Consider the following 14392-nt stretch of genomic DNA (forward strand, 5'->3'; position numbering starts at 1 on the left):
TCATTTGACTCCACCCGCACAGCGGGTGGTTTTGAGCCTCGCGCGTCTCCGCGCGAGCCCGGCTAAAGCCTCTATAACCAAAAGCCGCGGTGCGAGTGCTCCGCGGCTTTCAATTGACGCTTTACAAATTGGCAAGCGTGTCCTCGGCCTGCTTCAAGGCCGCAGGAATGCCATCGGCCTTCTTGCCGCCAGCCTGCGCCATGTCCGGCCGGCCGCCGCCACCGCCGCCGATCGCCGGGGCAATGGCCTTGATCAGGTCGCCGGCCTTCACGCCCTTGGCAATGGCCGCCTTGGACGCGGCAACCAGTAAACTGACCTTGCCGCCGTTGGCCGTGGCCAAAACCAGCACATCGGATGCATTCTTATCGCGCCACTGGTCGGCCAGGTCGCGCAGCTCCTTCATGCCAGCCACCTTCAGCTGCTTGGCGATCAGGGTAAACTGACCGGCCTTTTCTGCATCGTCGAAGATGCCGGCTGCCGCTTCGTTTGCCAGCTTCGCCTGCAGGCCCTCAACCGTTTTCTGGCTAGCCTTGAGCTCCTGCTGCAGGCTTTCCACCTTGGCCGGCACGCCGTCCACGTGATCGATCTTCAACGTCCGAGCCGTTTGCGCCAGCTCATCTTGCTGCTTGGTCAGATAATCGTAGGCCTCTTTGGACGTCACGGCCTCAATGCGCCGAATGCCGGCCCCGATCCCAGACTCGCCGGTGATCTTGAACAGGCCAAGCGCGGCGGTGTTGGTCGGATGCGTGCCGCCATCGAACTCACGGTTAAAGTCGCCGATTGTCACGACGCGCACTGTGTCGCCGTACTTGTCGCCGAACATCGCGATGGCACCTTGCTTTTTGGCCTCTTCAATCGGCATTTCCTTCCAGGTGATCGGCAGCTGCCGCCAGATCTGCTGGTTGACGACCGTTTCGACCTCCCGCAGCTGTGCGTCTGTCACCTGGCCGAAGTTGGTGAAGTCGAACCGCAGATAGGTCGGCTCAACCAGCGAGCCCGCCTGGTGCGTGTGCTCGCCCAGCACCTGCCGCAGGGCCTGATCCAGTAGGTGAGTTGCGGTGTGGTTCATCGAGACCTTCTTGCGGCGCTCAACGTCAACTTTCAGCGTGTAGGTCTCACCCTTCTTCAAGGTGTTCTCGACCTCGACAGTGTGTAGGTTCTGACCATTTGGCGCGTGCTGAACGTCGGTGACCTTGGCCACCACCGCGCCAGTCGCGTCAACAATTTCGCCGTGGTCGGCGACTTGACCGCCCATTTCGGCGTAAAACGGCGTCTGGTCAAAAATCAGCTGCGCCACGCCGCCGGTGACCCGGTCCTGCTCCTGATCATCCTGAATCAGGTCGGTCAACTTGGCATCGTCCTGCAGGTCAGTCCAACCCGTGAACTTGCTGGCGGTCTTAATGGCCATCAGCGTTTTGTCCTGACTGCCCATTGACTGGGCATCGCCGCGAGCGGCGCGCGCCCGGGTCCGCTGGGCTTCCATGTTTGCTTCGTAACCGGTCATGTCGACGTCGATGCCCTGATCGGACGCGATTTCCTTGGTCAACTCAACCGGGAACCCGAACGTGTCAAACAGCTTGAAGGCCGTCGCCCCTGGCACCACTGTTTCACCTTTAGCCTTGAGATCAGCAATGGTTTGGTTCAGCAGGTTCAGGCCGGCATCCAAGGTCTCAGCGAAGCGGTCCTCTTCCGACCGGATGACCTTTTGGATGAATGCCTTGTTGCGGTTGATCTCCGGGTAGTAGCTTTCCATGATGTCACCAACGACTGGCACCAGCTTGTACAGGAATGCGTCCTTGATGCCGAGCCGGCGTCCGTTGACGGCCGCGCGGCGAATCAGGCGACGCAGCACATAGCCGCGGCCCTCATTGCTTGGCAGGGCACCGTCGCCGATGGCAAACGTCACCGTCCGGGCGTGATCGGCAATGATTTTAAAGGCCACATCATCGCGGCCGCCCTTGCCATAGGTCTTACCGGCTGAAAGCTTTTCAGTTGCCTTGATGATCGGCAGGAACAAGTCGGTTTCGAAGTTGGTCTTGGTGCCTTGAATGACCGAAACCAGGCGCTCCAGGCCCATCCCGGTATCAATATTTTTGTGCGGCTGGTCGACGTAGCGGCCATCCGGCAGGTGGTTGTACTGGGAGAACACAATGTTCCAGATCTCTTCGTAGCGCTCGTTTTCGCCGCCCGGATAGCTTTCCGGATCGTCTTCCGGCAGGTTGTTGAAGCTCTGGCCGCGGTCGTAAAAGATTTCGGTATCCGGGCCAGATGGACCCTCGCCGATGTCCCAGAAGTTGTCTTCGACTTCGTAAATGTGCGAGGCCGGCACGCCGGTTTGCTCCCACAAGGCCTTCGCGTCCTTATCTTTCGGGTAAACGGTGACGTACAGCTTGTCCTTGTCCAGCCCCAGCCACTTGTCCGAAGTCAGAAATTCCCAGGCCCACGGAATGACCTCTTTTTTGAAGTAGTCACCAACACTGAAGTTACCGAGCATTTCAAAGAAGGTCAGATGCCGCGCCGTTTTGCCGACATTCTCAATATCGTTGGTGCGAATCGACTTCTGCGCATTCGTGATCCGCGGGTTCTTCGGGATCACCGTGCCGTCGAAGTACTTCTTCAGGGTCGCGACCCCGGAGTTGATCCAAAGCAAGGTCGGGTCGTCCACTGGGATCAGGCTGGCACTGGGCTCAACCGAGTGTCCTTTGGATTTGAAAAAGTCGAGAAACATCTGGCGAATTTCGCCGCTTGAAAGTTTTTTCATGCTGTCCTCCTTGGCAAAAGAAAAAACACCGCTGCTTTCCAAGGACGCTTGCGCGCGGTACCACCTTGGTTGCAACGATGTTGGTCGTTTACCACTTCATTAATTTGATTATCTTCTTCAGATCAGGGAGCACAAACGCCCGTCCCTATCGCCTCACAGCACCCGGCGACTTTCTGAAAGTGGGCAACACGCTTGCATATCCTAACAAAGAATCATTATACGAACCGGGTCAGGCGGTGTCAACAGTCCGGGTGCCGCCAGGCCTACTTCAACTCGACCTTGGCGATTTTACGGTACCGCATGGTTTTGAACTCACCCAGCCGCGAGCGGTAAAACGGCGACAGCGGCAGCAAGTCCGGCCCTTCAGCTCCAGCCGCGACAGGCGCGCTTTTGGCAAAGGCGCTGCGCACCAGCTCGGCGCCTTCACGCTCGGCCGGTACGGTCAGGCCGAATCGGTTCGGAACGTACCGCATCCCCGGATCCGGCAGCCGGTTGCCCCAGCCAAACAGCGAATCCAGCCCGCCGCCCATCAGATACTCGTACTCGCGCTCGTCCGGCAGCGCAAAGCCGAACCCGGACAGGCGCTTGACCAGCGCCGCCTGGTCCCAGTCTTGTTTGACCGCGACCTGATAGGCGTGTTCGCCGGCCAGGCGCAGCACCACTGTCTCGTTTTCCAGGCGCGGCGGAAAATTGCCGGTCGCGGCCGGCGCCAGACCAACAGTCTTCGGTCGCAACAGCGCCAGCACCTGGTTTTTCACCGCCACGTAAGCGAAGTGATCCCCGGAAAAAACCTGGGTGGTCAAGTCGATCGTGCCGATGACAGCCTCGCCAGTAAGCACACTGGCGCGCGCCACCAGCATCGGCGGCATGTCGCGCACCGCCGCCGGGCTGAGATGCCGCTGGCCGGCTTCTTCACTAACGCCGAGTGCTGTCAAAACACCCTGCATCTCGGCTGGCACCGGCTGCTTGACGCCGAGTGCGACCTGGCGCATCCCCGGCACAAATCGCATCCATTCCCCGCCAATCAGAATATCGAAGGTGCTCAGGTGATTGCCGAAGTAATCCACGGCGACCGGCACGATGGCATCGACTGACAGCAGCGGACTGAGAAAATAACGGCTCAGCTGAGTGGCGATGAAACGCTGGCGCTCAGGCGGCAGTGCGTTCCACTCTGCAAGCATCAGGTCGACTTTTGGCATGGCGTCCTCCTTTAACTGCACGGCACTGGCTTAGTTTCGCTCTTTTTTGGCCTTGCGTGCGGACCGCGCGGAATTGCGTTTTTCGACGCGGTTATTGAACCAGGCCTCTTTTTCCGCAGCCTTGCGAATCTTCTTCTTGTAGCCGGGCATCTTCTTCTTGGCTTCCTTGGCGGCCATGCCGGCGATCTTACCAGACACCGGCGCGGCCTTCTTCTGCCGGCGAATCCGGCGGTTACGGTCATAGGTATCGACCAGCTCGCCGTTCTTCAGCGCCTTGGGGGTGAAGTGCACACCCAGGTGCTCCAGCTCGGCGATTTGGGCCTCCTGCCCGGGTTCGTACAGCGTGACCGCCGTGCCAGGTTGACCATTGCGGCCGGTACGCCCGACGCGGTGGATGAAGAACTCGTTGTCCTTAGGCAGTTCGGCGTTGATCACCAGCGAGACGCCATCAATGTCGATGCCCCGCGATGCCAGATCCGTGGCGACCACGTACTGGTACTTGAGCTCGCCGATCTGCTTCATCACCTGTCGCCGACGCCGCGGTTCGACGTCGCCATGAATCTTGGCCACTTTCAGGCCCTGATCGGTCAGGTACTGGTGCAGCGCATCGACGTGAGTCTTGGTGTTGGCAAAAATCAGCACCAAAAATGGTTCACCCATGGTTGCCAGCTTGTAGATCAAGGCGTTGCGGTCGCGGGCCGGGACCTGGATCAGGTCGTTTTGCACCGTGTCGGCAATGACGGTTTTGGGCTTGAGTTCGATCACCGTGGGATTAGCCATGTACTTCTTCAAAAACGGCTGGAGCTTTTGCGGGATGGTGGCGGAAAAAACGGCCATTTGCAGGTCTTCACCGAACTGGCCGGCAATTTGGTCGACGGTGGTCAAAAAGCCCATGTCCAGTGTCATGTCCGCCTCATCGACGACAAACATCTTGGCCGTGTACGCGGTCAGCGCGTGATCGGAGATCAGATCCAGCAGGCGGCCCGGGGTGCCGATGGCAACATGGGGCTGCTTGCTTTCAAGCTTGTCTTCCTGCCGGCTCTTGTCGGTGCCGCCGACGTAGCGCTGAATGCGCAGCTGCGGTTCAAACTGAGCCAGGTCAGTGGCCACTTCGTAAAGCTGGTCGGCCAGTTCGCGCGATGGCGCAGTGATCACCAGCTGGACGTCATCTTGCGTCAAGTCGATGCGAGTCAGCAGCGGCAGTAAGAAGGCGTGCGTTTTGCCGGAGCCGGTTTGGCTTTGGCCAACCACGCTTTCGCCGCGCAGCAGGGCCGGGATCACTTTTTCTTGAATCGGGGTCGGGGCGTTGATGTGCTCAGCGTCCAGCGCCTTGAGCAAAAATGGCGCCAGTTGGTATTGCTTAAATTGATTGGTCATGTTGTCCTACTTTCTAAACTCTGCGGTCAGTTCGTCAAGCTCATGCGTGATCTGGGCAATTTCCGTCGTGTCTTCCGCCTTGGCGCCGCTGGCTAAGGGGTGACCGCCGCCGCGGTGCGCCTTAGCCAGGCCATTAATGACAGGGCCTTTGGAACGCAGGTTGACACGGTACGGTTCATCGCCGGCTTGTTCTAGAAACAGCGCCCAGGCCTGAACTTCACCAAGCCGGCCCGGGGTGCCCACAGCAGCGTGCACCTCGTCGGGCTGGAGGCCCAGCTTCTCGGTTTCGGCAAGCGGGATCGTCACCGTCGCCGCGCCGCTATCGGTGATCGTCATGTGATCGAAAATGTAGCTTTGCAGCTTTGCCTGGGCGAAGGTCATCGCGTTCATGCGGTTGTTCAACCCTGCTGGATCAAAGTCCTCCTGGATCAGTCGCGCAGCCGCGGCCAGCGTGTGGGGCATCGTGTTATTAAAGCGGAACCGGCCCGTGTCACCGACAATGCCGGCGTACAGCAGGCGGGCACTTGCCGCCGTCAGAAACAGCTTGCGGTCGGAGCCTTGAATCAGGTCGAAAATCATCTCCGACACTGAGCTGGCGTCCTCGTCGACCCACTGCAGGTCGCCGTATGCGTCATCGTTCGGGTGATGATCAATTTTGATCAGCATCGCCCCGCGGTCAAAGCGATCATCGGACACCCGCGGCCGGTCAGCCGTGTCGCACACAATTACCAGCGCCCCTTGGTAAGTCTCATCGGGCACGTCCTGCATCGTGCTCAGCCAGTCCAAATCGCCGACCGAACCGCCCACCTGGTACACGTGCTTGCTGGGATAGGCCGCGCGAATCGCGGCCGCCAGTCCGCCTTGCGAGCCCAGCGCGTCGGGATCCGGCTTGACATGCCGGTGAATGAGAATGGTGTCGTAGCTTTGAATTGCTTCCAGAATTTTTGCTTGAATCATCGTGTTGTCCTTTCTAATAACTGACAGGTGGTTAAAGCTAGTGCCGCCAGCATGCCATCCGCCGAAAGTGCCACTTCAAATACAGCGGTGTGCGAGTTCAGTTCCAGCGTTTTGACTGTCACATGAATGGTCGCCTCCAGCTGAATCGGCCGAAACGCGTGCAATGACAGCTGTTCGATCAGCACGTTGCGCCGCCCCTCGGCGTTGAGAAAATGGGTCACCGCATAATTGACGATTTCATTGGTCACGCCGAAACTCAGCGTTCCCAGCTTATTCATCATCATCGGCGTGGTCACCAGCGTGTACGCTGCGCTTTGCGGCGATTCAGAAGGTGCTGGGGTGACCGCGGCGGCCACCGAATCGGCGATCGTCGTGCCCTGAGAGCTGCTGCCAAGCTCCGCCAGCGCCGAATAAACCGCCCCGCGGGTGACGATGCCCAATAGATGCCAGTCATCATCGACCACGGGGAGCACTGAGAGCCCGTTGCCCTGCATCATGTGACCGACTGCGGTGACCCCCAGGTACGGCCGCACAGTGATTGCATCCTTGCTCATGACGCGCTCCAAGAGGGTGCTGGGCTTTTTGCCGGCAACTTGCTTTTTACCGACCATGCCCACCAGCCGGCCGGTCGGCGTGACAATTGGCAAGGCAAAATCGTTGCGCCCGGCGCGGAGCTTCGTGAAATCAGCCACGGTTTGATCAGGGGCGCCGGTTTGCACGTCATCAGAAAGCGGCGTATAGATCGCCGCAATCGTCAGAATGTCTTGCTTGATTGCCTGATCGGACAGCGCCCGGTTGATCATGGTCGCCACGGTAAACGTGTCGTGCGCAGTTTGCATGACGGGCAACTCCATCTCGTTACCCAGCCGGATCACCCGGTCGGTCGTTGCAAAGCCGCCAGTGATCAGAACCGCCGCCCCGTTTTGCAGGGCGAGCATCTGCGCGTCCTCGCGGTTGCCGACGATCACCACCGAATTTTTGGTGATATAACGCAGCATTTCATCCGGGGTCATCGCCCCGATCACGAACTTGTCCAAATGCTTCGGCAAACCGGCTGAACCGCCCAAGACCTTGGCGTCCGTCAGCGAAAGCAGGCCGCGAAACGTCAGCGAATCGATATTGTTGAGCGGTTTTTGCTCGATGCGGATCGTGCCGACCCGTTCGATGGTCGACACCAACCCAGTGGTTTCCGCCTCTTTGATTGCCCGGTAAGCTGTTCCTTCTGAGACGTGCTGCTCTCTGGCAACGGCCCTGACGGAGATTTTGGAGCCCACCGGCAAACTGCCGATGTAGGCTAGGATCTGTTCATGTTTGGTGGCCATAGACGAAGCCTCACTTCCCGCTTTTTCTGTAGTATAACACATGTCGAGCTGTTATATAGGCAGGTCAATATTCTCGTATTGCTGCGGGTCCAGACCGGTCACAGTGATTCCCAGCAGGCGGATCTGGGCAGGCTGCTCGGTGTCTTCGCGCCACAGCTGCCAGGCCGCGTCCAGGATGGACTTGGCGGTGCGGTAGTAATGATCGGAGGTCTGCCGCCGGGTTTGCGTGTTGAAGTCCCCATCGCGCACTTTCAGCACCACGGTTTTGCCGTGCATTTGCTTTTTGGCCAAGGCCGCAGCGACCATGGCCGCCAGCTTTTCCAGCTGTGTGCGCACAGCGGCTTCGCTGGTCAAAAAGGCGCGGTAAGTCCGTTCCTTGCCAATTGACTTGGCCGTGCGCACCAGCACCGGCCGGTTGTCGATGCCCAGGGCGTGGCGGTACAGCTCATAGCCCATCTTGCCCATCTTCGCGATCAGGCGGTCCTGTCCGAAGGCCCGCAAGCTCGCCCCGTCGGTGATTCCCAGATCCTGCAGCAGCGGGGCCGTCTTTTTCCCGACACCGCGAAATTCCTCAATCGGCAGTCGGTCCAAAAACAACTGCGCCTGCTCCGGCAGGATCACGGTGCGCCCACGCGGCTTGTTGTACTCGGAGGCTTCCTTGGCCAAAAACTTGTTGTACGACAAGCCAATCGAGCTGCTCAGCGCGGTTTGCTGGCGGATCTGGTCCTGCAGCCACAGCGCCAGCTCAATGGTGGTGTGAAAATCGTGATTGGCCGTGACATCCAAGTACGCCTCGTCCAGCGCTACCGGCTCGATCAAGTCTGTCACCTGATGAAACAGCTGGTGGATCTGGTGGGACACCGCGCGGTATTTTTCAAAGTCCGGCGTCTTAAACGTCAGCAGCTTGGCCGGTACCAGCTTCAACGCCTCGTTGGCCGGCATCGCCGAGTGCACGCCGTACTGGCGCGCCACGTAATTGGCCGTCGTCACCACGCCCTTGCCACCGGTTTGCCGCGGGTCGTGCGCCATCACCAGTGCCCGGGCCTTTAAGCTGGGGTCGTCGCGCTCTTCGATGGACGCATAAAACGCGTCCATGTCCACATGCACAATTTTGCGCGACGTGTCGTTTTGCAGTGGGATCTCCAGCATGACGGCCCTCCTTTCCGGGCAAAAAGGCCGGCCCGCGGCCGACCTTTGCACTTGTTCTAATCCGCCAGCTGCGTGTGCCGCGGTTGCCAGTACCAGTGATGATCACCATCTTTGAGCAAGTCAAACGCCGCCTTTGGACCCATCGAGCCCGCCGGATAAGTCGGCATCGTCTGGTCCTTCGCCCAGGCTTTGGAGATCACGTCGACATAGCGCCAGGTCTGCGCCAGCTCAGTCCAATGGTTGAAGTTCGTCTGATCGCCGGCCAGCACGTCCCCAATTAACCGCTCGTAAGCCTCCGGGGCATCGGCGATTGCCTGATCGGTGTGCCGCATGTTCAGCCACTCACGCTCAAGCGTTGAGGCCTCTCCCAGCTTCTTCGCGTTCAGCTCCAGCGTATAGCCTTCGTTGGGCTCGATGTACACCGTGAGCTGATCGCCTGGGGTGGTGCCGAAAAGCCCGTCGCCGCCCTTGAACGTGATGGTGACCTGCGTCGACTTGCGGGTCAGCCGCTTGCCGGTGCGAATGAAAATCGGCACGCCGGCCAGCTTCGGATTATCCGTCAGCATTTTCCCGGCGACGAAGGTGTCCGTCATCGAATCGGCGGCCACCCCGTCTTCTTCGCGGTACCCTGGCACCTGCTTGCCATCGACGGTCGCGGCAGCGTACTGGGCGCGCACAAAGTTCTGCCGCGCTTCTTCTTCGGTGTAGCGGTGCAGGTCGTCAAAGGCCTTGGCCTTGACTTCGTGAATCGCCTCGGACGTCAGGGCTTTAGGCTCGTCCATGGTCAGGTAGGCCAAAAGCTGCATCACGTGATTTTGCACCATGTCGCGCAAAGCCCCGGCGCTTTCATAGTAGCCGGCCCGCTCCTCGACACCGACCGCCTCGGCCAGCGTGATCTGAATGTCCTTGATGTGCTCTTTGTTCCACACCGCCTTCAGCCACGGGTTGGCAAACCGCAGCGCCAAGATGGCCTGCGCCATGTCTTTGCCCAGGTAATGGTCGATGCGATAGATTTGCTCTTCCTTGAAGGTGCCGGTGATCGCGTCGTTTAACGCCTTGGCACTGTCGTAGTCATGCCCGAACGGCTTTTCAATGATCAGCCGGTTGAAGCCGGTGTCGGTCAGCAGCGCCTCTGACTTCAGGTGCGTGGCAATCGTGCTGAAGAACGTCGGTGCCATGGCCATGTAGTACAGCCGGTTGCCGCCAACGTGGTACTGGTCGTCCAGCTTGGCTGCCAGCTTTTTCAGCGTGACGTAATGATCTGCGTCGGTCACATCATGGGACTGGTAGTAAAAATGCTGGGAAAACGCGGCAATGGCCTCGTCATCGGTGCCGCCGGCTTCCTTGACCGAGTCGCAGACGACGCCTTGGTAATGGTCGTCGCTCCACGGCCGCCGGGCGGTGCCGATCACCGCAAAACGGTCCTTCAAGATGCCGTGCTGAAACAGCCCGAACAGCGCCGGGTACAGCTTGCGATGCGCAAGGTCTCCCGAGCCGCCAAACATGATAATGATTGCATTGACTTCGTTACTCATAGTGATACTGCCACCGCTTTCAAAAGATAACTACAGTTCAACAAAAATGTGTCCTGCGCGGACCGGATCAATGTCCAGTTCCTTGCCCGTTTCGCGCTGACGAATCCGAATCGCCTGTTCACTTTTGGCGATCACTTCAAAGTGGTCTTCAATCGAAAGCCCCAGGCCAAAGACGTAATCGATCAGGCTCGGCTCGTCGACGATCCGCTCGATGTGGCCCTGGGCACCAACGTCGACTTGGCTCAGCGTGACGCGGCTTTGATCTAGGTAATGGCCGTCCGCATCGGGAATGACTCCGCCGTGCGGGCAGTACTTCGGGTTGCCCAGAAACTTGGCCATACGGTCCGCCATTTCCGGCGTCATCGCGTGTTCCAGCATCTCGGCTTCTGAATGCACATTGTCCACCGGATAGCCCAGGTCTTCGGTCAAAAAGACTTCCCACAGCCGGTGATTGCGCACTAAGGCGGCCGCCCGGCTCTGGCCACTGGCGGTCAGCTTGATGCCCTGATACGGCGTGTGCGTGACGTAATGCTGTTCGACCAGTTTAGTGACCATCTCACTGACTGAGGCAGCCGAAACGTTCAGCCCAACTACGATCTGCTTGTTGGAGATCAAGGCTGTGTCCCCACCCAGTTCGAAAATCATTTTGAGGTAGTCTTCTTTATTTGGTGTCATAGTCATCCTTACTTTCAGTTTATACACATTACCTATTATGCATGACTTACGCAAAAAAAACACGCCTTTCGACGTGTTCTTCCGGTTCGTTGAGACTTGTGTGAGGGCTTGAAATGGTTACTTGGTGCCAACGCTTGAGGCGGTGCCTTCGTACTCATCGAGCACGATTTGCTTCATGTCTGCAATCAGCGGCTCGATCGGGTTGGTGACCGTGCAGTTGTCTTCGTAGGCCAGCTCGGCAATGCGATCAACATTGTCCAGCACGTCCTGCTTCTCGATACCTTGCTCCTTCAAGCTCATCTTGACGCCGACCCGGTGGGCCAGGTCGATATAAGCCTGGGCAAAGGCTTCAACGAGCTCTTCGGTCGTGTTGCCCTTCAGGCCCAGGAAGCGAGCAATTTGGGCGTAATCTTCGTCAGCGCGGAAGTAGTTGTACTTCGCCCATACGGCCCGCTTCTTTGGCCGAGCAGCATTGTAGCGAACGATGTGTGGGAAGGTGATCGCGATGCAGCGTCCGTGAGGCAAGTGGAAGGTCTGGCCCAGCTTGTGCGCGATACTGTGGTTGATCCCCAGCAAGGCGTTGGCAAAGGCCATCCCAGCGATGGTTGAAGCGTCGTGCATCTTCGCCTTGGCTTCAAGATCGCCGTTGTAGGACGCCTCCAAATTGTCGAAGGCCAGCTTCAGTGCTTGCAGGGACAGGCCGCGGGTGTAGTCACTCGCCATGGTCGACACATAGCTTTCGGTCGCGTGGCAGATGACATCCAGGCCGGTGTCGGCCACCACCTTCGGCGGCACGGTTTCAATGAACTGCGAATCGACCAGCGCAACGTCTGGCGTCAGCGCGTAGTCAGCCAGCGGGTACTTGATCCCAGTGTCAGAATCGGTGATGACCGCAAACGGAGTCACTTCGGAACCGGTCCCGGAAGTCGTCGGGATGCAGACCAGCTTGGACTTGGTTGGCTTCGGGAACTTGTAGGTGCGCTTGCGGATATCCAGGAACTTCTGCTTGGCGCCAAAGAAATCACCGTCGCCATCGTAGAACAGCCAGATGCCCTTGGCCGCATCCATGACGGAGCCGCCACCGACTGCGACAATCGCGTCAGGCTTGAAGTCCTTCGCGATGGCCGTGCCCTTGTAGACCGTGTTGGTCGAAGGATCCGGTTCAACATCTAGGAACGTCTGGATGTCCACTTTGTTGGTGCGGTTCTTCAGCACGTCTTCAACGATGCGGACGTACCCGAGCTTTTCCATCCCCCGGTCCCCAACAATCAGGACGCGGTCGAGGCCGTCCATCTTTTCGAGGTAGCGGACCGAGTTGCGTTCGAAGTAAATCTTCGGCGGCAGCTTGACCCATTGCATGTTGTTGCGGCGCTTTGCCAGAGTTTTGATGTTAAGCAAGTCGATCGTCCCCACGTTGTGTGAAATTGAGTTGCCACCGTACGAGCCGCAGCCAAGCGTCAGGCTCGGGATCATTTCGTTGTACAGATCCCCGATGCCGCCGAAGGTCGACGGACTGTTGACCAGCACCCGGCAGGCCTGCATCTTATCGGCGTATTCCAGCGCCAGATCCTGATCGGCGGTGTGGATGATCGCGGTGTGGCCCAGACCCCCAATGTCGAGCATGGTTTCGGCCAGCTTGAAGGCGTCCTCGTGGTCCTTGGCCTTCATCATGGCCAACACGGGGCTCAGCTTTTCGTGAGACAGTGGGTAAGCATCGCCGACACCCTTGAGTTCGGCAATCAAAATCGTGGTGTCTTGCGGGATCTCGATACCTGCCCATTCCGCGATCTGCTGAACACTTTGGCCGACGATCCGCGGGTTGACAGCCATCTTGTCAGTGTTGATCACTGTTTCAGTGAATTTCTTGAGGTCCTTCTGCTTGATGAAGTAGGCGCCCTGCGCCTGGAACTCATTTTTGACCTGGCTGTAGATCGGCTCGTCGACGATCACGCCTTGTTCGGAGGCGCAGACCATGCCGTTATCGAAGCTCTTACTCAGCACGATGTCGTTGACCGCCTGCTTGATGTTGGCCGTTTGCTCAATGTAGGCTGGCGCGTTCCCGGCGCCAACGCCCAAGGCCGGCTTGCCGCTGGAGTACGCGGACTTGACCATGCCAGGGCCGCCAGTGGCCAAAATGGTGGCGATGCCTGGGTGATGCATCAGCGCTTGGCAGGCCTCGATACTAGGCTCGGCAATGAACTGAAGGGCCCCTTCCGGCAGGCCGACCTTCATCGCCTCGTCGCGGATCACTTCCAGGGCTCGCGCTGAAGACTTCTGGGCTCCTGGGTGAAACGAGAAGATGATTGGGTTGCGCGTCTTGATCGCGATTTCGGACTTGAACATGACAGTCGAAGTCGGGTTGGTGACCGGTGTGACGCCTGCGATGACCCCGATCGGTTCGGCAATCTTAGTCAACCCCCGCTGCTTGTCTTCTTCGATCACGCCGACCGTCTTGTCGTTTTTGATCGAGTGCCAAATTTCTTCGGTCGCGAACATGTTCTTGATGGCCTTGTCTTCATAGACCCCACGGCCGGTTTCCTCGACCGCCATCTTGGCCAGCTCCATATGGTGATCCAGCCCGGCAATCGCCATGCGGTGAACGATGTGGTCGATCTTGGCTTGGTCGTAGGTCTTCAGCACTTTGAGCGCTTCCTGGCCTTTTTTGACCAGGTCGTCGATCATCGCGTCGATGTCAGTTGTTGCTTCTGGCTTCTGTTTGAGCATTGATATCCCTCCACAAGTCTGTCAAAATTTTTCGTTAACCATTTCACAAACAATAATATACAGGAACTATGTGAATTTGTAAACAAATTTGAGTGAAAAATTTCACGGAATTGTTTATGGTTGGGTACTAATGCCGTTGCATAAGCCTTTTCATCAAAATTTTCTTTCGTGACCGACTGAGCGTAACCGAATTCATTCGCCTGGATTTGGCGTAAAAAAAGGCCCCGCAGCTGCGAGGCGTCAATCTAAAATTGGCTTTACTTGTTTGTGTCGTCCTGGTCGTCAGCCGATGAATCGCCATCACCTTCGGAGTATGGCTTGTCATCATCGGTGGCATCCTTAGCGGCCGTTTCGGTTGCAACCGGCGCCGGAGTCTTCTCACCCTGCGGTGTCACCGTGCGGATCGCCGAAAGGTTAAAGGTCAAATAAACGCCGTCGAGATCCAAATCAACCGTGTTGTTGCTGCGGTCAATCTTGTCGATCACCCCGTGCAACCCACCAATCGTGATAATCTTGTCACCTTTTTTCAGACCGCTGAGCATTTCTTGACGCTGTTGCTGCTGTTTCTTCTGTGGCCGCATCATGAAGAAGTAGAAAAAGGCAAACATGACGACAATCATCAGAATCGTAGATATACTTCCTGCCAAATTACGCACCTCGTTTTCTTTTTGTTCATGGAACACTGTACCAAAG

Annotated in this window: 10 protein-coding genes; all 10 read right to left on the reverse strand. The window is 58.0% G+C overall.

Annotated features, from left to right (window positions below; all coding sequences use genetic code 11):
- Positions 1-121 precede the first annotated feature (121 nt).
- The 10 genes from alaS to yajC all read right to left on the reverse strand — a co-directional run bounded on the left by alaS (position 122) and on the right by yajC (position 14346).
- Positions 122-2761, reverse strand: coding sequence for an alanine--tRNA ligase (gene alaS / locus EKM86_RS08690; RefSeq protein WP_125757085.1), 2640 nt, complete (start codon positions 2759-2761; stop codon positions 122-124).
- Between the two features lie 263 nt (positions 2762-3024).
- Positions 3025-3960, reverse strand: a complete 936-nt coding sequence (locus tag EKM86_RS08695) for a hypothetical protein (RefSeq protein WP_125757086.1) — start codon at positions 3958-3960, stop codon at positions 3025-3027.
- A 30-nt stretch (positions 3961-3990) separates the two neighbouring features.
- Positions 3991-5337, reverse strand: a complete 1347-nt coding sequence (locus EKM86_RS08700; RefSeq protein ID WP_125757088.1) for a DEAD/DEAH box helicase — start codon at positions 5335-5337, stop codon at positions 3991-3993.
- 6 nt (positions 5338-5343) lie between these two features.
- Entirely contained in the window at positions 5344-6294 is a 951-nt protein-coding gene (locus EKM86_RS08705) for a DHH family phosphoesterase (protein ID WP_125757091.1), read from the reverse strand.
- Entirely contained in the window at positions 6291-7616 is a 1326-nt protein-coding gene (locus tag EKM86_RS08710; RefSeq protein ID WP_125757093.1) for a DRTGG domain-containing protein, read from the reverse strand. Before EKM86_RS08710 ends, EKM86_RS08705 begins: the two co-directional genes overlap by 4 nt.
- A gap of 51 nt (positions 7617-7667) precedes the next feature.
- Entirely contained in the window at positions 7668-8765 is a 1098-nt protein-coding gene (gene dinB / locus EKM86_RS08715; protein WP_125757095.1) for a DNA polymerase IV, read from the reverse strand.
- Between the two features lie 56 nt (positions 8766-8821).
- Positions 8822-10300 (reverse strand): glucose-6-phosphate dehydrogenase, encoded by a 1479-nt coding sequence (gene zwf / locus EKM86_RS08720; RefSeq protein WP_125757097.1) that lies wholly within the window; start codon positions 10298-10300, stop codon positions 8822-8824.
- A gap of 30 nt (positions 10301-10330) precedes the next feature.
- Positions 10331-10975 (reverse strand): metal-dependent transcriptional regulator, encoded by a 645-nt coding sequence (locus tag EKM86_RS08725; RefSeq protein WP_125757099.1) that lies wholly within the window; start codon positions 10973-10975, stop codon positions 10331-10333.
- Positions 10976-11092: 117 nt separating this feature from the next.
- Positions 11093-13699: a bifunctional acetaldehyde-CoA/alcohol dehydrogenase gene (adhE, locus tag EKM86_RS08730; protein ID WP_125757100.1), complete on the reverse strand. Its 2607-nt coding sequence runs from the start codon at positions 13697-13699 to the stop codon at positions 11093-11095.
- A gap of 257 nt (positions 13700-13956) precedes the next feature.
- Entirely contained in the window at positions 13957-14346 is a 390-nt protein-coding gene (gene yajC, locus EKM86_RS08735; protein ID WP_379909537.1) for a preprotein translocase subunit YajC, read from the reverse strand.
- Positions 14347-14392: the final 46 nt, after the last annotated feature.

Source organism: Lacticaseibacillus hegangensis (genome assembly GCF_003946465.1).
Taxonomy (GTDB): Bacteria; Bacillota; Bacilli; order Lactobacillales; family Lactobacillaceae; genus Lacticaseibacillus; species Lacticaseibacillus hegangensis.